Raw genomic sequence first — 19,856 nt, forward strand, 5'->3', positions numbered from 1 at the left:
CGCCGGTGCCGAAAGATGTGTAGAGAGGTTGCGCTCAGCGCTGCTCGATGACCCAGGCGGCGATCTGTGTACGGGTGCAGAACCCCAGCTTGGCCAGGATGTTCGCCACGTGCCGCGCCGCCGTCGCCGGGCTGATGACCAGCTCGTCGGCGATCCCCTTGTTGCTCAGCCCCCGTGAGACCAGCTCGGCCACTTCCAGCTCCCTGGCCGTCAGCTTGCTGTCCTGGCCCATCGGCACCACCGGCACGTCGGAACGCTCGGGCAGGGTGCCGTCGAGCGCGCACCGCACCGCGTCGTCCGCGCTCATCGCCGCGCCCTCCGCCCACAGCTGCGCCACCATCGCCTCCCCCAGGCTGCGGCGCGCGGGCGCGAGGATCTCCTCCTCCCGCGCCTCGGGACGGCGCTCGCGCAGCGCCACCGACGCCGACATCAACAGCACCGCGCGCCGTTCGTCACCCTCGGCCACGAGCAGCCCTGCCCACGCCTCCAGCCTGCGGGCGATGCCCGTGCGCAGGCCGGCGTCCCGGCTGAGCTCCAGCGCCTCGGTCAGCCGCGCCCGCGCCTCGCGCAGGTCGCCCTGCTCAAGCGCCACCCTGCCGAGCCCGGCCAGGCAGCTGATGGTCTGCTGGCGGGCGTCGACGTGGCGTACCAGGCGCAGGCCGCTCTCGTAGTGGCGCTTGGCGGTCGCGCTGTCGCCCACCCGGCGCGCCACCTGGGCCAGCCCGATGTGGCCGTTGGACAGGCCCCAGTGGTTGTCGAGCCGCTCGCACAGCGCCAGCACCTCCTCGAAGGCGCGCCGCGCCTCGTGCAGCCGGCCGTCGTGCAGGGCCAGACCCGCCCTGGCGCCCTGGGCGATCGAGGCCAGGATCGCGTCGCCGCTCTTGGCCGCCACTTCCAGCGCCTGCCGCAGCGGCTCCTGCTCGCCGGAGGTCTGCGCGCGCAGGATCATGCCGACGGCCTCGCCGTAGCTGTCGCCGGCGGACCTGCACATCCCGAGGCCGGTACGCGCGCACCGCGCGGCAGTGGCGAGGTCGCCGCTCTGTACGGCCAGCTCCCCGCGCAGCACGGTCGCCTGCCCGAGGAGCCCGAGGTCGCCGGTCTCGGTCGCCAGGAGGCGGTCCAGAGGCCCGGCCAGGCCGAGATTGCGGCCGCTCGCCACCAGCATGTAGCGCATGTCGGTGAGCATCCTGAGCGCGACCTCCTGGCGGCCGATCGCGATCGACCAGTCCAGCGCCGCGCCGATCTCGGTCTTGAGGCCGTCGAAGAGGTTGCCGAAGCGCTCCATCACCGCCCAGGACGTCCGCGCCCCCGGCGCCACCGCCTGCTTGAACTCCACCGCCAGCCGGGCCATCGCCGCCAGGTGCGCCCGGCGCAGGTCCATCTCCTCGTCGGTCTGGGACAACTGCTCGACCGCGTATTCCCTGACGGTCTCCAGCAGCCGGTACCGGGCCTCGCCGGCGATCTCGCCGTCCACCACGACCAGCGACTTGTCCACCAGGTCGCACAGCCGGGCGAGCACGTCCTCCTCCGGCAGCCCCTCGCCCTGGCAGACCCACTCGGCCACGTCGAGGGTCCAGCAGGAACGGAAGACCGCCAGGCGGCGCAGCAGCAGGCGCTCCTGCTCCGACAGCAGCCGGTAGCTCCAGTCGACCGCCGCCCGCAGCGTGCGCTGGCGCGCCGGGGCCGTGCGGGCGCCGGCCGACAGCAGGCGGAAGCGGTCGTCGAGCCGCTCGACCAGCTGCCGCAGCGACAGCGCCCTGACCATGGCCGCGGCCAGCTCGATCGCCAGCGGCAGCCCGTCCAGCGCGCGGCACAGCCGTACCACCTGCGGCAGCACCTCGTCGCTCAGCTCGAAGCCGGGACGGACCGCGGCCGCCCTGGCGTGGAAGAGCCGCACCGCCTCCGAGCGCCGCGGATCGCCGGTCAGCGACAGCGGCGGCACCCGCCAGACCGTCTCGCCGGGCACCCGCAGCGGCTCCCTGCTGGTGGCCAGCACGGTCACCCCCGGGCAGGCGCCGACCAGGTCGCGCGAGAGCTCGGCGCACTCGCCCACCAGTTGCTCGCAGTTGTCGAGCACCACCAGCACGCGGCGCTCGCCGATCCGCTCGGGCAGCGGCGTGCCCGAGTCGGCGGCCAGCCCCAGAGCGGCCGCCACGTGGTCGGCCACGCTCGCGTCGGCGCCCAGGTCGGACAGGTCGACCAGCCGGGCGCCGCCGGAGAAGCGCGGCGCGAGCCGGGCCGCCAGCCGGATCGCCAGACGCGTCTTGCCGATGCCCCCCGCTCCGCACAGCGTCACGACGCGCGCCACGTCGAGGAGCTGGGCCAGCTCGTCGACATCCGACTCGCGGCCGACGAACAGGTTGGGCTCGGCGGGGAGGTTCCACGCGGTAATCATCACTCTGAGTGTGACACCGACTACTCGTTCATACCATGCTCGATCGCCCAGGTGGCCACCTGGGTCCTGGAGGTGAAGCCGAGCTTCGCCAGGATGTTGCTGACGTGCCTGGCCACCGTGGCAGGGCTGATCACCAGTTCCTCGGCCAGTTTCCTGTTGGACAGGCCCCGGGCGATGAGGCCGGCGATCTCGCGTTCGCGCTCGGTCAGGGTGCCGTCGGGCGCCACCGGGACCGGGATGCCCAGGCGGGGGCGTACGGGGGGCTCGCCGCGCACGGCGTACTCGATGGCCTGGTGCCAGGGCAGCGTGCGGCCCTCCGCCCACAGCTGAGCCACCATCGTCTCCCCCAGCGCGCGCCTTGCGGGCGCGAGGAGCTCCTGGATCCGCGCGCCGCTCATGCTGAGCAGCAGCGCGCCGCCCATCCGCTCGCGCAGCGCCGAGGCCGCCGCCATCAGACGTACGGCCCGCACGTGCTCGCCCTCGCGCAGCGCCAGGTCGGCGAAGCCGTCGACCAGCTCGACCGCGACCGCCCGCTGGCCCAGGCCCGAGCTGAGCGCCAGGCTCTCGGCCAGCCGGCGCCGCGCGGTGTCGAAGTCGCCCAGCTCCGTGGCGATCCGGCCGAGCCCGGTCAGGCAGCGGATGCGCTCGCCCCGGTGGTCGATCGGGTCGAGCAGCTCCTGCGCGTACTGGTAGTGGTGGGCAGCCGCCTCCAGGTCGCCGCGGGAGTGGGCGATCTGGGCCAGGCCGATCACCGCCAGCGCCATCCCCCAGTCGTTGGCGTCGCGGTGGCTGTCGATCATCTGCTCGTACAGCCTGGCCGACTCCCTCAGCTGCCCGGCGACCTGCGCGTGCAGCGCCCTGATGTAGGTCACGAGCGAGCGCACGTACTCGTCGCCCGCCTTGCCCGCCAGCTCGGCGGCCCGTTCGAGGGTGATCTCCTCGTCGCCCGCGCCCACCGCGCACAGCATGATGATCGCGAGCGACTCGCTGATCAGATGTCCGCTCGCCCGGCCCAGGCGCACCGCCTCGCGGCCGTGGCGCACCACGCCGACCGCGTCGCCGCCGAAGAAGCAGACCACCGACCTGATCGCCAGCGCGTGCGCCACCTGGCCGGGCATGACCGTGGCGGAGTCCTGCAGCAGCTCGTCGATGTGCCTGGCCGCCTCGTCGAACCGGCCGCCCGCGATGATCACCCACTGCAGGTCCGTGCACATGCGCAGGCCCCGCTCCACCTGGCCGGTACGGCGGGCGTACCCCAGTCCCGCGTACAGGTTGGGCTGCATGGCGTCGATGATCAGCGCCCGGCGGGTGATCTCCGGCCAGTGGCGCCGGTCGCAGGTCGCGATCAGGTCGCCCAGCCGTTTCGAGACCAGGAACACGCACTCCAGGTGCCGCTGCCTCAGCTCCTCCTCGTCGCCCGACTCCTGCAGCCGCTGCCTGCCGTAGTCGCGTACCGTGTCGAGCATGCGGTAGCGGATCTCGCCGCCCGCCTCCCCGTCGGCCAGCACCAGCGACTTGTCGACCAGCTCGGCCATCGTCGCCAGCACCTCGTCGGCGGCCAGTCCCGGGCACGGGCAGGTCAGCTCGGCCAGCTCCAGCGTCCAGCCGCCGCGGAAGGCGGTCAGGCGCTGCAGGAGCAGCTGGGCCGGAGCGCTCAGCATCCGGTAGCTCCACTCGACCGTGGCGAGCAGCGTGCGCTGACGGGCGGGCGCCGAGCGCGAACCGCTGGTCAGCAGCTTGAACCGGTCGGACAGCCGCGACCTGATCTGCTCCACCGACAGCACCCTGGTCATCGCCGCCGCCAGCTCGATCGCCAGCGGGATGCCCTCCAGCTCCGCGCAGAGCGCGCTGACCGCGGCGTCGTCCTGGGCCGTCCAGGTCAGCCCGCCGCCGGCCACCGACCGGTCGACGAACAGCCGCACCGCGTCGCTGCCGCCGCCGGCCACCGGCAGCAGCGACAGCGGCGGCACCCGCCAGACGGTCTCGCCCAGCACCCGCAGGGGCTCGCGGCTCGTGGCCATCACCCGCAGGTCGGGGCAGGCGCCGAGCAGGTAGGTGCACAGCTCGGCGCAGTCCTCGATGAGGTGCTCGCAGTTGTCGAGCACGAGCAGCTGCTTGCCGCCGCCGACCGCCGTGGCCACCGCCTGCGCGGGGTCGCCGTCGGGCGACACCTGCACGCCCAGCACCGCGGCCACGCGCTGCGCCAGCAGGTCACCGCAGTCGAGGTCGGCCAGCTCCACCAGCCAGACGCCGTCGCTGAACACCTCGACCGCCTCGTGCGCCACACTCAGGCACAACCGCGTCTTGCCGATGCCGCCGGTGCCGCACAAGGTCACGACACGCACCGCCATCAGCAGGCGCAACAGCTCATCCAGGTCGGACTCCCTGCCGATGAACGCGTTGGGAACCGTCGGAAGGTTCGTGGGCACCGTCGTTACTCCTCGCGGGGGGCGGGCAACAGCACTACCGACAGTGTTACACCCGTCACACAGAATTTGGGGCCAGCCAGACCAGGCTTATCTGACCGCGGGCCAGATCGGATTGTCAGTGCCCTGCCGCACACTTCATACATGGCCGACGACGCGCTGGAAATCGGCGAGATCACCATCTCCGACTGGCACGCCCACACCGACAAGATGGCCGAGGCCGGATTCCTCACCATCGCCAGGCGGCTGCCCTCGCTCATCGGGCAGGCCATGCGGCTGGCGTGGCGGGCCAGCCCGCGCGACACCGTCGCCACCGTCTCGCTCAACCTGCTCGGCGGGGTGTTCACCGCCTTCGGGCTGCTGGCCACGACCGGGGTTCTGACGGCGCTGTTCAGCGACGGCCCGACGCCCGACCGGGTGGTGGCCGCGTTGCCGAGCCTGGCCCTGGTGGCGGGGGCGGCGGCGATGCGCACCGCCGTACAGGCGGGGGCCGGGTGGGCGCAGTCGCGGCTCGACCCGCAGGTGAGCCGGCTGACCGAGGAGCGCCTCTACGGCCTGACCAGCCGGGTCGAGCTCGCCGCCTACGACGACCCCGGCTTCCACGACGCGCTGCAGCGGGCCAGGCTGCGCGGGGTGGCCATGGCCGACTCGGTGGTCACCTCGGCCATCGACGTGGTCACCGCCCTGGTGGGGCTGCTGGCGGTGGCCGGCGTGCTGGGTGTGCTGCATCCGGTGCTGTTGCCGTTGCTGCTGCTGGCCGTACTGCCCGACGCGTGGGCGGCGGTGCGCAGCGCCCGCATGCGCTACACCACCCTCTACACCCTCATCCCGGCCAACCGCCGCAAATGGATCATCGCCGAGCTGCTGGCGAACCGGCAGCCCGCCGCGGAGGTCCGCTCGTTCACGATGCGCGGCTTCCTTCTGCGCATGTACGACGCGGTCGCCCGCGCCGAGCAGGAGGTTCTGCTGCGCCTGGCCAGGCGCCAGACGCTCACCCGGGTCGTGGGCGAGTCGCTGGGCGGCCTCGGCAGCGGCCTGGTCTACGTGGCGCTCGGCGTCCTGCTGGCGCTCGGCTCCATCCCGCTGGCCGTGGCCGGCACCGCGGTCCTGGCCATCCGCCAGGGCCAGTCGTCGCTGGGCAACCTCATGTACGCCACCAACCGCCTCTACGAGGAGGGCCTCTACTTCACCGACTTCCTCGACTTCTGCGACGACGCCGAGCGCCGCCTGTCCAAGCCGCGCCCGGCGGAGGCTCCGGCGTCCTTCGCCCGCATCTCCGCCCAGGACGTCACCTTCGCCTACCCGGGCTCCGACAACCCGGCGCTGCGCGGCGTCTCCATCGAGGTCAACGAGGGCGAGGTCATCGCGTTCGTGGGCGAGAACGGCTCGGGCAAGACCACGCTCGCCAAGATCCTGTCCGGCCTCTACGAACCCGACTCGGGCAGCGTGACCTGGGACGACGTCGACCTGCGCGACGTCGAGCCCGAGGCGCTCCGGATGCGCACCGCCGTCATCGCCCAGGACCACACCCGCTGGCCCCTGACCGCCCGCTACAACATCACCATGGGCACCGACAAGGGCGAGGAGGCGCTGGACGCCGCCGCCCGGGTGGCCGGGGCCGACGCGGTCATCGCCGACCTCCCGCACGGCTACCGCACCCTGCTCGACCGCCGCTTCAAGGACGGCCAGGAGCTGTCCGGCGGCCAGTGGCAGCGCATCGCCGTGGCCCGCGGCTTCCATCGCGACGCCCCGCTGCTGATCTGCGACGAGCCCACCGCCGCCCTCGACGCCCGCGCCGAGCACGCCCTGTTCGAACGCATCCGCGACCACGCCGACGGCCGCACGGTCCTGCTGATCACCCACCGGCTGGCCAGCGTCCGCTACGCCGACCGCATCTACGTCCTCGACCACGGCAAGGTCGTCGAGGCCGGCACCCACGCCGCCCTGATGTCACTGAACGGCCTGTACGCCGACCTCTACACCCTGCAGTCGTCGGCCTACCGCGACTAGACGGCGGCGTCGAGGCGGCCCTTCAGCTCCGGGTCGAGGCTCAGCGTGGTGGCGCCGATGGCCTCCTCCAGCTGGGCGAGCCGGGTCGCGCCCACGATCGGCACGTGCCCGCCGGCCAGCACCCACGCCAGCACGACCTGGTTCGGGGTGGCGCCCAGCTCGGCGGCCACCTCGCGCAGGACCGCCAGGCGGCGGGTGGTGCCGGGGTGGTCGTAGGACTCCGGCAGCGGCCGGTCGGCCCGCCCGGTGTAGGAGCCGGACATGAGCGTGTTGTAGGCCCACAGCGAGATCCCGGTGGCGGCCACGTGCTCCAGTGTCTCCTCGGTCACCAGCACGTGCGCGCTCTCGGCCTGCCGGGTCAGCGGGCGCGGCCGCAGGTAGGTGTGGCGCAGCTGCAGGTGGGTGTACGGCATCCAGCCGCGCCCCGCCGACAGGTTCCTGGCCCGCTCCAGCCGCCAGGCGCGCATGTTGCTGGCCCCGAGAGCGCGGATCTTGCCCTCCGCGGCCAGCGCGTTGAACGCCCCCAAAGACTCCTCAAGCGGGACGGAAGCATCATCAATGTGCGACCAATACACATCGATGTAGTCGGTCCGCAATCTCGTGAGGCTGCCTTCGGCGGCCTTCGCGATCGCCGACGCCGACAGCCCTTCCATCGAGTCGAGCGTGCGGTCACCGGCGACCGTCGGCCGGGCGCCGGCCTTGGTGCTCACCACCACCCGGTCCCGGTTGCCCCGGGCGGCCAGCCACGCCCCGATGGCCGTCTCGCTCTCGTCCCCGGTGCACCCATCGATCCAGAAGGGGTAGTTGTTGGCCGTGTCGATCATCGTGCCGCCGGCCTCGGCGAACCGGTCGAGCAGGGCGAAGGTGTCGTCCATGGTGACGGCGGTGCCGAAGCCGATCGTGCCCAGTGCGAATCTCATGGCGACGACTGTGGGCCCTGGAGCACGCTCCAGGTCAAGTTTGACCTGGAGCGCACTCCAGGTGGGACGATGGGTCGCGTGAGCGTCTACACACCCTCGGAGGTCGTCGAGGAGACCGGCTTCAGCCTCGACACCCTGCGTTACTACGAGAAGATCGGGCTGCTGTCCGGCATCGAACGCAACTCCGCAGGCCAGCGCCGCTTCACCCAGCAGGACCTCGGCTGGCTGAACCTGATCCGCTGCCTGCGCGACACCGGCATGCCCATCGCCGGGATGCTGCGCTTCGCCGACCTGGTCCGCCAGGGCGAGCACACCGTCGCCGAGCGCATCGAGCTCCTCGAAGAGCACGACCGGCGGGTCAAGGAGCAGATCGCCAACCTCGCCGAGCGGCAGAAGTACATCCACCACAAGATTTCCTACTACCGCAGCGTCCTCTAGCCCTGGCTTGGGTTTCCGGCTGTTAGACCGAGGAGCATGGCCGGACCCAGGGCGAGACGGATCAACATCCCCCTGCGCCGAGTGGCGCTGATCTGCTCGGCGATGCTGTTCGCGCTGCTGGCCAACGTCACCTATCTGCAGGCGTTCGAGGCGTACAGCCTGAACGCCGATCCGCGCAACCAGCGCACGATCATCGCCAGGTTCGACCACGCCCGGGGTGACATCTCCACCTATGACGGTTCGGTGATCGCCTACAGCGAGCGCGCGTACGGCGGGCCGTACCTCTATCGGCGGGTTTATCCAGAAGGGGAGCTCTACGCGCCCGCGACCGGCCATCTCTCCCTCTACCGCGAGACCGGCGTCGAGCACGCGGAGGACGGCGTCCTGTCGGGGTCCGACGCCAAGGTCAAGGTACGCGCGCTGGTGAAGGACGGGAGCGCGGCGGGGGCCGACGTCCGGCTGACGATCGTGGACCGGGTGCAGCGGGCCGCCTACGACGCGCTGAAGGCGACCGGGCGGCCCGGCGCCGCCGTGGCGATCAACCCGGTGACCGGGGCGATTCTGGCGATGGCCTCCTATCCGTCCTACGACCCGAACGCCTTCGCCGGGTTCGACGCCCGCGGGCTCGCCGAGACCGACCGGCGCCTGCGCGCCGACCCCGGCAGGCCGCTGCTGAACCGCGCGCTCGGCCAGAACTACCCGCCCGGCTCGACGTTCAAGGTCGTGACCGCGGCGGCGGCGCTGGCCTCCGGCGCGTACACGCCGTCCTCGCAGGTGGACGCGCCCGTCCAGCTGCAGCTTCCCGGCACGACCACCTCCCTGGGCAACTCCGGCGGGACGTCGTGCGGCGACGGACATCCGCCGCTGGGCTACGCCTTCCAGGTGTCCTGCAACACCGCGTTCGCCAACATCGGCCTCGACCTGGGGTCGGACACGCTGCGGGAAGGCGCGCAGGCGTTCGGGTTCGACACCGACGAGCTGACCGTGCCGCTCCCGGTGGCGGAGAGCGGCTACCCGAAGGGCATGGACCAGGCGCAGACCGCCCTGTCGGCGATCGGCCAGTACGAGGACCGGGCGACGCCGCTGATGATCGCCATGATGTCGGCGGCGGTCGCCAACCGGGGCACGCTCATGCGCCCATACCTGGTGGAGGAGGCCCGCCTGCCCGACGGCTCGGTCATCAACCGCGCCTGGCCCACCGAGTACCGCACCACGATGCCCGAGACGGTGGCGGCCGACCTCACCGCGATGATGGTCGCCGTCACCCAGCCCGGCGGTACGGGCGCCGCCGCGGCGATCCCCGGCGTGGCGGTGGCGGCCAAGACCGGGACCGCCGAGCACGCCCAGGGGGCGGCGGCGCACGCCGTCATCACCGCCTTCGCCCCGGCCGACGCGCCGGAGGTGGCGGTGGGCGTGGTCGTGGAGAACGGCGGTTCCGGTGGCGAGACGGCCGCGCCGATCGCCCAGGCCGTCCTCCGCTCGGCCCTCCCCTAGGACACCCGCGACACCCGGATCAGGGAAGGTGGTCGGCCAGGTAGCGGCGGACCAGTTGCTTGCATTCGGCGATCAGCTCGGGGTCGCCGTCCGGGTGCATGCGGAACGCCAGCTTGAGCACCGCGTCCGTGGCCTCCACCGCCACCAGCAGCGCCCGGTCCAGCCCCGACCCCGCGGGCGCGTGGAGCAGGTCGACGGTCAGCGCCCGCAGCCGGTCGGCCACGATGACGTTGTTCTCCAGCGCCGCGTCCAGCGTCCGGTTGGTGCCTTCGACCGCGGGCCCGCCGGGCGTCGGCAGCACCTCCCCGAAGTCCACCACGGCGAACCCCGGCGTCGTGCGCTTCATCGCGACGAACTCGTCGATGGCCAGGTCGACGAGGTCGGTCCAGTGCTCAAGGTCGGCCCCGGCGATCCGCTCGGTCACGCGCTGGAGGAACGCCTCCAGGTTGCGCATGGCCAGGGCGCGGACCAGCCCTTGCTTGTCGGGAAAGAATTGATAGAACGTGCCGATCGGGACCTCAGCTCGGCGCGCGACCTCCTTGGTGGTCAGCGCGTCGTACCCCACTTGGTCGAGCAGCAGCGCGCACTCGTCGAGCATCCGCTCAACCCTCTCCACGCTGCGGCGCTGGGCGGGGCGGCGGCGCAAGGTACTCGTCATGCTCTCCATCCTGGCGCATTACCAGCAAGTACAGTCTTGCTCTTTCGGCCCGGCAATTACATGAGTGATACTCACCTCTTATGAGCACCTTCTTGTGGGGTACGGCTACCGCCGCCTACCAGATCGAGGGCGCCGTCGCGGAGGACGGCCGGGGCCCCTCGATCTGGGACACCTTCACCCACGAGCCCGGCCGCGTGCGCGACGGCCACACCGGCGACGTGGCCTGCGACCATTACCACCGCACCGCCGAGGACATCGCGCTCATGTCCGGTCTCGGCGTCAACGCCTACCGCTTCTCCATCTCCTGGCCCAGGGTTCAGCCCGGCGGCCGTACCAACGAGAAGGGCCTGGGCTTCTACGACCGCCTCGTGGACGACCTGCTGGCCGAGGGCATCAAGCCGGTGCCCACCCTGTTCCACTGGGACCTGCCGCAGGAGCTCCAGGACGAGGGCGGCTGGATGAATCGCGATATTTCCGGAAAATTCGCCGATTACGCGGCCATCGTGGCCCACCGCCTGGCCGACCGGGTCGAGACGTGGATCACCCTCAACGAGCCCTTCGTCCACATGGCCTTCGGCTACGCCCTCGGCGTGCACGCCCCCGGCCAGAGCCTGCTGCTCGACGCCCTGCCCACCGCCCACCACCAGCTCCTGGCCCACGGCCTGGCCACCCAGGCGCTCCGCGCGGCCGGCGCCCGCGAGATCCTCATCTCCAACAACTGCACCCCGGTCTGGCCCGCCTCCGGCAGCCCCGAGGACCTCGCCGCCGCCGAGGCCTACGACACGCTGCACAACCGGCTGTTCAACGATCCCATCCTCACCGGGGCCTACCCGGACCTGTCGGCCTTCGGCAAGGACGCCCCGCAGGACGGCCTGGACGTGATCTCCACCCCCATCGACGGCCTCGGCGTCAACTACTACAACCCCACCCGCATCGCCGCGCCGCGGCAGGACGCCTTCCCCTTCGACGACGCCGGCGTCACCGGCTACCCCACCACCGCCTTCGGCTGGCCCGTCGTCCCCGACGGCCTGCACGAGCTGCTGACCGGCCTCAAGCGCCGGTACGGCCGGCGGCTCCCGCCCGTCTACGTCACCGAGAACGGCTGCTCCCAGCCCGACAGCGTCTCCCCCGACGGCACCGTCGACGACCCGGAGCGCATCGCCTTCCTCGACGGCCACCTCGCCGCGCTCCAGCGGGCCAGGCGGGACGGCGTGGACGTGCGCGGCTACTTCGTCTGGTCGCTGCTGGACAACTTCGAGTGGGCGGAGGGCTACCACCAGCGCTTCGGCCTGGTCCACGTGGACTTCGAGACGCTGCGCCGTACGCCCAAGAGCTCCTACCACTGGCTGAAGGACTACTTGGGCCACCAGTAGGAGCGGGGCAGCAGGCGGGCGACGCGCAGCGAGCCGGCCGCGTACCGGCAGATCAGCTCCTTGACCCACGCGCCCGGGCGGCCGGGCAGGATCAGCTCGATCGGCGAGTCGTCGCGGCGCACGACCTGGATGACGCCGTCGCGGCGGCCGAGGCTGACGCACTGGATCATGTAGCGGAAACGGAAGGGGCGGGCCGCGCGGCCGCGGGCGCGGGCGTTGACGGCGTCGGCGGCGTGCGCGGCGATCGGCATCCCGACCGCGCACGACATGCGCGAGAGCCCGGCCCTCGGCACGTCCACGGCGGCGGCGTCGCCGACCACGTAGACGTCGGGGTGGGAGACCGAGCGCAGCGTGGCGTCGACCAGCGTCCTGCCGCGGTCGTCCACCGCCAGCCCGGCCTTGGCGGCCAGTTCCGGCACAGCGAACGAGCCCGCCCACACCACGACGTCGGCCTCGATCGGGCCGTGGGCCGTGCTGAGCCCATCGGGGGTCACCGCCTCGACCCGCGTGTCCGCGTGGACGCTCACCCCCAGCCTGGTCAGCACCTTGGCGACGTGCGCGCGGCCGCGGCGCGACAGTCCGGCGGCCGGGTGGGCGCCGGTGACGAGCTTGACCTGCCAGCGCGGATACGACTCGGCCAGCTCCGTGGCCAGTTCGATCCCGGTCAGCCCGCCGCCCACCACGGCCAGGTGGCCACCGCCCTGGCGCAGCCGTTCTCCCAGCTCGGCCGCGTTCTCGGCGGCGTAGGCGTGCTCGGCCACGCCCGGGACGCTCGTGTCGGTGAAGCTGCCCAGCGCGTACACGAGCGTGTCGTAGCGGAACTCGCGCCCGTCTCCCAGCGTGAGGGTCCTGTCCTCGGCGTCGATGCCGGTGACCCGGCCCTCGACGGTCCTGATGCCGGTCCCCCGGGTCAGCTCGGCCAGCGGCGTGCTCACCGACGGGCGCCCCGCCGCCCGCTCGTGCAGCCTGATCCGCTCGGTGAAGCTGTCGTCGGCGCTGATCAGGGTGATCCGGTGGCTCCTGTCGAGGCGGAGCGCCGCCGTCATGCCCGCGTAACCGGCTCCGATGACCACGATGTCCATGTCCGTCTCCTGTCCTTCGCTTCTGCAAGGGAGACAGGACGGCTGAGGGAGATGTCTGAGTGAACTACCTCACATGGCCCAGCTTGTCCGGATTTCTCACCACATCGACCTCGGTGATCCGTCCGTCGGAGACGGTGAAGGACATGACGGTGTCCACGATGTCTCCCTCGTTCACGATCACGACGCCCGGCCCGCCGTTGACGTCGCGGAAGTGCGCCGCCATGCCGGTGAACCAGCGCTCGACCAGCCCCATCACGACCCTGGCCACCTTCTCCGCGCCGACGACCGGCACCAGCGCCGCGCCCACCACGCCGCCGCCGTCGGCGCGCCAGACCACGTCCGGGTCGAGGACGGCCACGAGCGCCCGGAGGTCGCCGGTGGTGGCCGCCGCGGCGAAGGCCCGCACCGCCGCCGAATGCTCGGCGCGGTCGAGCGAGCGCCGCGGCGCGTAGTCACGCACGCGCAGCCGCCCTCGCGCCGCCAGCTGCCGGACCGCGCCGGGACTCCTGCCCAGGATGTCGGCGATCTCCTCGTACGGCATCGCGAACACGTCATGCAGCACCAGCGAGGTCCGCTCGGCCGGGCTCAGCCGTTCCTGGACGGCCAGCAGCGCCATGCCCACGGACTCGTCCATGGTCGCCCTGTCCTCCGGCCCCGGCTCCTCGACCACCGGCTCGGGCAGCCACGGCCCGATGTAGGACTCGCGCTTGGCGCGGGCGGAGCCGAGCTGGTCGTAGCAGATCCGGCTCACGACGGTGGTCAGGTAGGCCCGGGGACCGGTGACGGCGGCCTGGTCGGCCTGCCGCCAGCGCAGCCAGGCCTCCTGCACGGCGTCGTCGGCGTCGGCGACGCTGCCCAGCAGCCGGTAGGCCACGGCCCACAGGTGGCTGCGGTGCTCCTCGAAGTCCATCAGAAGACGGAGACGTGGACGTGGTCGTAGTGGTTGGCGGTCACGCTGCCGCGGTCGGACATGGGATCCCAGCCGCCGCCCGAGCGGATGTCGTAGTAGCGCTGTTTCCAGATGATGTACATCACGCCGAGGCGGGAGCCGTTCTTGATCAGGAACTCGGCCAGGGCGTCACCCCGGTCGGCGTCGGCGCCGGAGGCGTAGCCGCGCGAGACCATGAAGTCGCAGGCCCGGCCCTTTCCGTGCTCGCCGGGGTCGCCGGGGCGCAGGCAGCCCACGCCGTAGGGCATGGGGAAGTTCTGCATGACCTCGATCTTCACGCTGGTCATGCGCTGGGTGAGGCCCGCGCCGCCGGTCGGGGTCTGGAAACCGTACTTGGCCAGGAGCTTCTCGACGTCGCGCCGCTTGTCGCGCATCTCCTTGATCTTCTTCTCGAGCTCCTTGATCTTGGCGTCCGCCGCCTTCTTGGCGGTGCCGGCGCTCTTGATCAGCTGCTCGATGCGCTGGACCCGGCTGGTGCGCTCGTCGGACATGTACTGCATGTTCGCGGCCTGGCCGAGCAGCATGGCGGGGTCGGCGATGGCCAGGAGCTGGGTCCCGTCGAGCGGACCGCCCATGTAGGTGCTCTGGGCGATGTTGGCGACCTCGCTGCGCGCCGCGCCGAGCTGGCCCCTGAGCTTGTCGGCGTTCTCGGTGGCCTTCTTGGCCTGGATGCGCGCGTCCTCCAGGAACTCGATCTGGCCGCGGAAGAGCTTGTTGAGCTGGGCGGCCTGTTTCGTCAGCTTGCGCAGCTGCGCGGGGCTGCCGGGATCGGCGGTGGCGGCCTGCGGAAGAGGCGCTGCGAGCAGGCCGACGAGCACGGTGGCGATGGCGGCGAAACGCCTGACTCCCACGCTCGTCCCTCCCCTCCTCGACGTGGTGACTATAGGAGATGATCTTGGTCGTTGCCACCGGAACCGACGAACCCATGCACCATTGGCGAAGTATCTACCACTTTGTGAGGTAGCCCCGAACTTTGGGTCTTGCCGAGGACACCCCGCGGAGCGAAATTGCGAGCGAATCGTCTCTGCGAAGGGGCAGACCGTGTCACGTTCTTTAACGCTCCTCACAGCCGTCCTCATCGGCTTAGGCAGCTCCCTGGTCTCCGTCGAGGCCCAGGCGTCGGTCGTGAATCCACTGCCGCCCAGCGATCGTATCGAGCTCTACCAGCTCGACAGCCCGCTCGGCACCGGCGAGAAACTCAGGGAGGCAGGCTTCGACGTCGTACAACAGCAGGTCAACGGCGGTAAGGAGCACATCGAGCTGACCGCCGACCAGGCGGGGCTCGCGGGGCTCGCCAAGCTCGGCCACAAGCCGGAGCCCGTGCGCAACCAGCAGGGCCAGACACAACTGGAGGCGGCCAAGGCCCAGGCCACCGGCGGCTACACCGTCTGGAAGTCCTACACGGAGCCGGGCGGCATCGCCGACCAGCTCAGGGCCATCGCCAACGCCAACAAAGACGTGGTCAAGCTGATGTCCATCGGCAAGACCATCCAGGGCAAGGACATCCTCGCCGCCAAGGTCACCTCACTGGCCCGCATCCTGCCGGACGGCGCCAAGCCCGCGGTCTTCTACTCCTCCACGCAGCACGCGCGCGAGTGGATCTCGACCGAGGTCAACATGCGGCTGCTCAAGCACGTGGTCGCCAACAAGGCGTCACTGCGCGGCCTGCTGGGCACCACCGAGCTCTGGTTCCTGCCGGTGGCCAACCCCGACGGCTACGACTTCACCTTCACCGAGGGCAACCGCCTCTGGCGTAAGAACCTGCGCGACGTGAACGGCGACGGGACCATCACCCGTGGCGACGGCGTCGACCCGAACCGGAACTTCCCCACGAACTTCCACTACGACGAGGAGGGCTCCTCCTCGATCCCGAGCAGCGACACCTACCGGGGCGCCGGCCCGGCCAGCGAGCCGGAGACCAAGGCGTTCGACGGCCTGATGAAGCGCATCCGGTTCGCGTTCAACGTCAACTACCACTCCTTCGGCCCGCTGCTGCTCTACCCGCTGGGTGTGCAGATCGCCACGGAGACCGCCGACAACCCGATCTACGAGGCGCTGTCGGGCGACGACGCCAACCCGGCGATCCCCGGCTTCGACCCCGACCTCGGCGCGGAGCTGTACATCACCAACGGCGACACCAACGACCGCGCGCACTCCGAGTACGGCACGCTGTCCTGGACCCCCGAGCTGAACGAGGGCTGCGAAGGCTGCGGCTTCGTCTTCCCCGATGACGAGGCGCTGGTCCAGGCGGAGTTCGAGAAGAACATCCCCTTCGCGCTCGACGTGGCCAAGTCCGCGCGCAACCCGGTCGAACCCGTCAGCCACCTGGGCAACACGACACCGGACTTCGTCCTGGACGCCTTCGAGACCAGCAACGGCCGCGACCAGGTCGTCCAGGTCAACGCCAAGCGCAAGCTGGGTCCGGTCTGGCTGCGGTACCAGGTCAACGGGGGGCGTACCAAGAGCGTCCTGACCGGCGAGTGGCGCGGCGGCGAGCGCTACGGCGACGGCTACAACCGCTACTACCACTGGATGCGCGGCAAGATCACCGGCACCCGGCCGGGCGACACGGTGAAGGTCTGGTTCAGCTCGATCGCCAAGAAGAGCGACTCCTTCACCTACAAGGTCAACAGCGACATCGGGGGCAAGGTTCTCGTCCTGGCCGCCGAGGACGTCACCGGCATCAGCCCCGTCCAGGGCGTCACCGAGGCGAAGTACGCCGACGAGTACGTCAAGTCGCTCGACGAGGCCGGCTACAGCTCCGACGTCTACGACGTGGACAAGGCCGGACGCAAGGCCCCGCACCCGCTCGGCACGCTGAGCCACTACAAGGCGATCGTCTGGGAGACCGGCGACGACATCATCCCGAGAAGCGTCGGCCAGGCCCCCGGCACCACGTCCAAGCTGGGCGTGGACACCGAACTCGCGGTGCGCGACTACCTCAACGAGGGCGGCAAGCTGCTGCACGCCGGCAAGTACCCGTCCTACGCGGCCAACAACAACGGCGCCTACTTCTTCCAGCCCAACCAGCCCACGCAGCCCGAGTGCACGACTCCGTCCGACCCGCCGTGCATCCCGATCTTCAACGACTTCCAGCAGTACTGGCTCGGCGCCTACGTCTTCTTCGACGACGCCGGCACCGACCACGGCACCGGCAACCCCTTCGCCCTCCAGGGCAAGGGCGGCAGGTTCGAGGGCTTCAACGGCACGCTCGAACCCACCCACACCAACTCCTACGTGGCCACCTCGGCGATCCTGCCCGCCGCGCAGTTCCCGCTGTTCGCCAGCTCCGCCCAGATCAAGTGGGTACGGCCCGGCGGCCCCTTCGACCCGCACACCGGCGCCTGGGACGTCTACAGCGGCATCGCCGACGTCTCCTGGAAGCGCCTGACCAAGACCGTCAACCTGACCGGCAAGAGCAGCGGCGACCTGTCGTTCTGGACCTCCTACGACACCGAGGGCGCCTGGGACTTCCTGACCGTCGAGGCCCGCACCGCCGGGCAGGACGACTGGACCACCCTGCCCGACGCCAACGGCCACACCACCCAGGACACCGGGGAGAGCTGCAAGACCGAGAACTCCGGCGGCTGGCGCGACATCCACCCCTTCACCCAGCGCTACCAGGGCGTCAACTGCGAGCCCACCGGCACCTCAGGCGCCTGGCACGCCGCCTCGGGCAACTCGGGCGGCTGGCAGCAGTGGAAGATCGACCTGACCCCGTACGCGGGCAAGCAGGTCGAGCTGTCGATCTCCTACATCAGCGACTGGGCCACCCAGGGCGCCGGCGTCTTCCTCGACGACTTCACGGTGACCCTGGACGGCGCGAGCGCCGAGCAGACCTCGTTCGAGTCGGACCTGGGCGGCTGGACCGCGGCCGACCCGCCGGCGGGGTCGGCGCCTTCGGTCAACAACTGGTTCCGCACCGACCAGCTCTTCGAGGAGGGTGGCGGCATCGTCACCCGTGACACGGTCTACCTCGGGTTCGGCGCGGAGAGCCTGACCACGCAGGCCATCCGGACCGATCTGGTGAGGAGGGCGATGAAGCACCTGATCGGCTAGCCACCTCTAGGGCGGCTGCCGAGCGGAGTCACACCGGGCACCAGCACGAGCCCACCCGACCCGCTCCGGCAGCCGCCCACCCCCGAACCCGCATCCCCTCCCATGCCGCGACCGGTCCCCGGCGGCGCCGTCCAGGAGCGCGCCCCGCCCCTTCCCGCGCCAGGCCCCCTCCCGGACCGTGACCCGCGCCCCGAGGCCCATAGGCTTCCCGGGTGGCGCGACGGGCACCGAGGTTCCTGGTGCCCTTGCCGTTCTGGACAGAACATGGTTCGGTTTCCCTGGACACCACTCTTCGCCAGAGGAAGACTGAACCAAGCAAGCATTCGGTCGGTAGGAGGCTCACGACATGCGCCAGCACGACACGCTCTTCATCGGGGGCGAATGGGTGGCCCCCGCGGGCACCGGTGTGATCGACGTCATCTCCCCGCACACCGAGGAGGTCGTGGGCCGGGTACCCGACGGCACCCCGGCCGACATGGACCGCGCGGTGGCCGCCGCCCGCGAGGCCTTCGACCACGGCCCCTGGCCCCGCATGACCTTCGCGGAACGCGCCGCGGTCATCGGCAGGCTGGCCGACATCTACGCCGCCAAGCAGGGCGAGATGGCCGCGCTCATCACCGAGGAGATGGGCTCACCGATTACCTTCTCCAACCTCGCCCAGACGCCGCAGCCGCTCGGCATGCTGCAGTTCTACGCCGAGTACGGCAGGACGTTCGAGCAGGAGGAGGAGCGTCCCGGCCTGTTCGGCCCCACCACCGTGCGGCGCGAGCCCGTCGGCGTGGTGGCCGCGATCGTGCCGTGGAACGTCCCGCAGTTCGTCTCGATGACCAAAATCGCACCGGCGCTGCTTGCCGGGTGCACGATCGTGCTCAAGCCCGCGCCGGAGACACCGCTCGACTCCTACATGTTCGCGGACATGGTCACCGAGGCGGGCGTCCCGGCGGGCGTGCTCAACATCGTCCCCGCGGGCCGCGAGGCCGGCGAGCACCTCGTCTCCCACCCGGACGTCGACAAGGTCGCCTTCACCGGCTCCACCGCCGCCGGCCGGCGCATCGCCGCCATCTGCGGCGAGCAGCTCAAGCGGGTCAGCCTCGAACTGGGCGGCAAGTCCGCCGCCATCATCCTCGACGACGCCGACCTGCCCGCCAGCATGGGCATGCTCGCCATCGCCTCGCTCATGAACAACGGCCAGGCCTGCGTGGCCCAGACGCGCATCCTCGCCTCCCGCAACAGGTACGACGAGGTCGTCGAGGCCGTCGCCGCCATGGTCAGTTCCCAGCCCGTGGGCGACCCGGCCGACCCGGCGACCGGCATCGGCCCCCTGGTCGCCAAGCGGCAGCAGGAGCGGGTGGAGGGATACATCAAGATCGGCATGGACGAGGGCGCCAAGGTCGTCGTCGGCGGCCTGTCCCGTCCGATGGACCGCGGCTGGTACGTGGCCCCCACCGTCTTCGCCGGAGCCACCAACGACATGCGGATCGCCCGCGAGGAGATCTTCGGCCCCGTGCTCGCCGTCATCCCCTACGAGGACGAGGCGGACGCGCTGCGCATCGCCAACGATAGCGAGTACGGCCTGTGCGGCACCGTCTGGACCGCGGACGCCGACCACGGCATGGACATCGCCCGCCAGGTCCGCACCGGCACCTACGGCGTCAACTGCCTCATGCTGGAGGCCAACGTCCCGTTCGGCGGCTACAAGGCCAGCGGCCTCGGCCGCGAACTCGGGCCCGAGGGCCTGAGCGCCTACCTGGAGTACAAGACCATCGCCCGCCTGGGCTGACCGCCACCCACAAGCGAAACCCGAACCCCCGACAAGCCGAACCTCTGCGCCAGGTCACACTCCGAGGCGGGTGAACCCAGGACTGACCTGGGGAAGCAGGGAAGTACGAAAGGGGCCCGTGACTCCACGGGCCCCTTCGCACGTCTAGATGGCACCCAGCGCGCCCCCGCAACGCTGGGCGACCGTCTGACTACATGAAGTATGTCCTACGGTCTCCACCAGGGGCGGTTTCCTTCCCCAAGGACTTTCTCCCGGCGGTTTTCTTCCATCCG

Annotated in this window: 13 protein-coding genes; 6 read left to right on the top strand and 7 right to left on the bottom strand. The window is 71.1% G+C overall.

Going from position 1 to position 19,856, the window contains the following annotated elements; translation table 11 throughout:
- Positions 1-34 precede the first annotated feature (34 nt).
- Positions 35-2,395: a tetratricopeptide repeat protein gene (locus tag ACIBHY_RS27280; RefSeq protein WP_397244858.1), complete on the bottom strand. Its 2,361-nt coding sequence runs from the start codon at positions 2,393-2,395 to the stop codon at positions 35-37.
- 20 nt (positions 2,396-2,415) lie between these two features.
- Positions 2,416-4,824, bottom strand: a complete 2,409-nt coding sequence (locus ACIBHY_RS27285) for a LuxR C-terminal-related transcriptional regulator (RefSeq protein WP_397244860.1) — start codon at positions 4,822-4,824, stop codon at positions 2,416-2,418.
- Between the two features lie 141 nt (positions 4,825-4,965).
- On the opposite strand from ACIBHY_RS27285, the gene ACIBHY_RS27290 reads away from it, so the two are divergent.
- Positions 4,966-6,831 (top strand): ABC transporter ATP-binding protein, encoded by a 1,866-nt coding sequence (locus tag ACIBHY_RS27290; RefSeq protein WP_397308083.1) that lies wholly within the window; start codon positions 4,966-4,968, stop codon positions 6,829-6,831.
- Here the strand turns inward: ACIBHY_RS27290 and ACIBHY_RS27295 are convergent.
- Positions 6,828-7,751, bottom strand: coding sequence for an aldo/keto reductase (locus tag ACIBHY_RS27295; RefSeq protein WP_397308084.1), 924 nt, complete (start codon positions 7,749-7,751; stop codon positions 6,828-6,830). The two genes, ACIBHY_RS27290 and ACIBHY_RS27295, sit on opposite strands and share 4 nt — an antisense overlap.
- Before the next feature lie 69 nt (positions 7,752-7,820).
- Here ACIBHY_RS27295 and ACIBHY_RS27300 point away from each other — a divergent pair, with 69 nt between their 5' ends.
- Positions 7,821-8,189 (top strand): MerR family transcriptional regulator, encoded by a 369-nt coding sequence (locus ACIBHY_RS27300; RefSeq protein ID WP_379612440.1) that lies wholly within the window; start codon positions 7,821-7,823, stop codon positions 8,187-8,189.
- Between the two features lie 36 nt (positions 8,190-8,225).
- Positions 8,226-9,683 carry a peptidoglycan D,D-transpeptidase FtsI family protein gene (locus ACIBHY_RS27305; RefSeq protein ID WP_397244866.1) on the top strand — a complete coding sequence of 486 codons (1,458 nt, stop codon included), beginning with the start codon at positions 8,226-8,228 and terminating at the stop codon, positions 9,681-9,683.
- 19 nt (positions 9,684-9,702) lie between these two features.
- On the opposite strand, the gene ACIBHY_RS27310 is transcribed toward ACIBHY_RS27305, so the two are convergent.
- Positions 9,703-10,350 (bottom strand): TetR family transcriptional regulator, encoded by a 648-nt coding sequence (locus ACIBHY_RS27310; protein WP_397244868.1) that lies wholly within the window; start codon positions 10,348-10,350, stop codon positions 9,703-9,705.
- 71 nt (positions 10,351-10,421) lie between these two features.
- Between ACIBHY_RS27310 and ACIBHY_RS27315 the strand changes: the two genes are divergently transcribed.
- The gene (locus ACIBHY_RS27315) at positions 10,422-11,714 is read left to right on the top strand and encodes a GH1 family beta-glucosidase (RefSeq protein ID WP_397308085.1); all 1,293 of its coding nucleotides are present in this window, start codon (positions 10,422-10,424) and stop codon (positions 11,712-11,714) included.
- On the opposite strand, the gene ACIBHY_RS27320 is transcribed toward ACIBHY_RS27315, so the two are convergent.
- From ACIBHY_RS27320 to ACIBHY_RS27330, 3 genes are all read right to left on the bottom strand, one after another.
- A complete protein-coding gene (locus tag ACIBHY_RS27320) occupies positions 11,696-12,796 on the bottom strand; it encodes an NAD(P)/FAD-dependent oxidoreductase (RefSeq protein WP_397308086.1) in 1,101 nt (366 codons plus the stop codon). The genes ACIBHY_RS27315 and ACIBHY_RS27320 overlap by 19 nt on opposite strands.
- A 64-nt stretch (positions 12,797-12,860) precedes the next feature.
- Entirely contained in the window at positions 12,861-13,706 is an 846-nt protein-coding gene (gene sigJ / locus ACIBHY_RS27325; protein WP_397244874.1) for an RNA polymerase sigma factor SigJ, read from the bottom strand.
- Positions 13,706-14,596: a coiled-coil domain-containing protein gene (locus ACIBHY_RS27330; RefSeq protein ID WP_397244876.1), complete on the bottom strand. Its 891-nt coding sequence runs from the start codon at positions 14,594-14,596 to the stop codon at positions 13,706-13,708. The genes sigJ and ACIBHY_RS27330 overlap by 1 nt, the downstream gene beginning before the upstream one ends.
- Before the next feature lie 190 nt (positions 14,597-14,786).
- Here ACIBHY_RS27330 and ACIBHY_RS27335 point away from each other — a divergent pair, with 190 nt between their 5' ends.
- Both ACIBHY_RS27335 and ACIBHY_RS27340 read left to right on the top strand, forming a co-directional pair.
- Positions 14,787-17,804 (top strand): M14 family zinc carboxypeptidase, encoded by a 3,018-nt coding sequence (locus ACIBHY_RS27335; RefSeq protein ID WP_397244878.1) that lies wholly within the window; start codon positions 14,787-14,789, stop codon positions 17,802-17,804.
- Positions 17,805-18,150: 346 nt separating this feature from the next.
- Positions 18,151-19,584, top strand: coding sequence for an aldehyde dehydrogenase (locus ACIBHY_RS27340; RefSeq protein ID WP_397244881.1), 1,434 nt, complete (start codon positions 18,151-18,153; stop codon positions 19,582-19,584).
- The last annotated feature ends 272 nt before the right edge of the window (positions 19,585-19,856 follow it).

Origin of the sequence: Nonomuraea sp. NPDC050547 (assembly GCF_044457345.1) — a bacterium.
In the GTDB taxonomy this organism is placed as follows: domain Bacteria; phylum Actinomycetota; class Actinomycetes; order Streptosporangiales; family Streptosporangiaceae; genus Nonomuraea.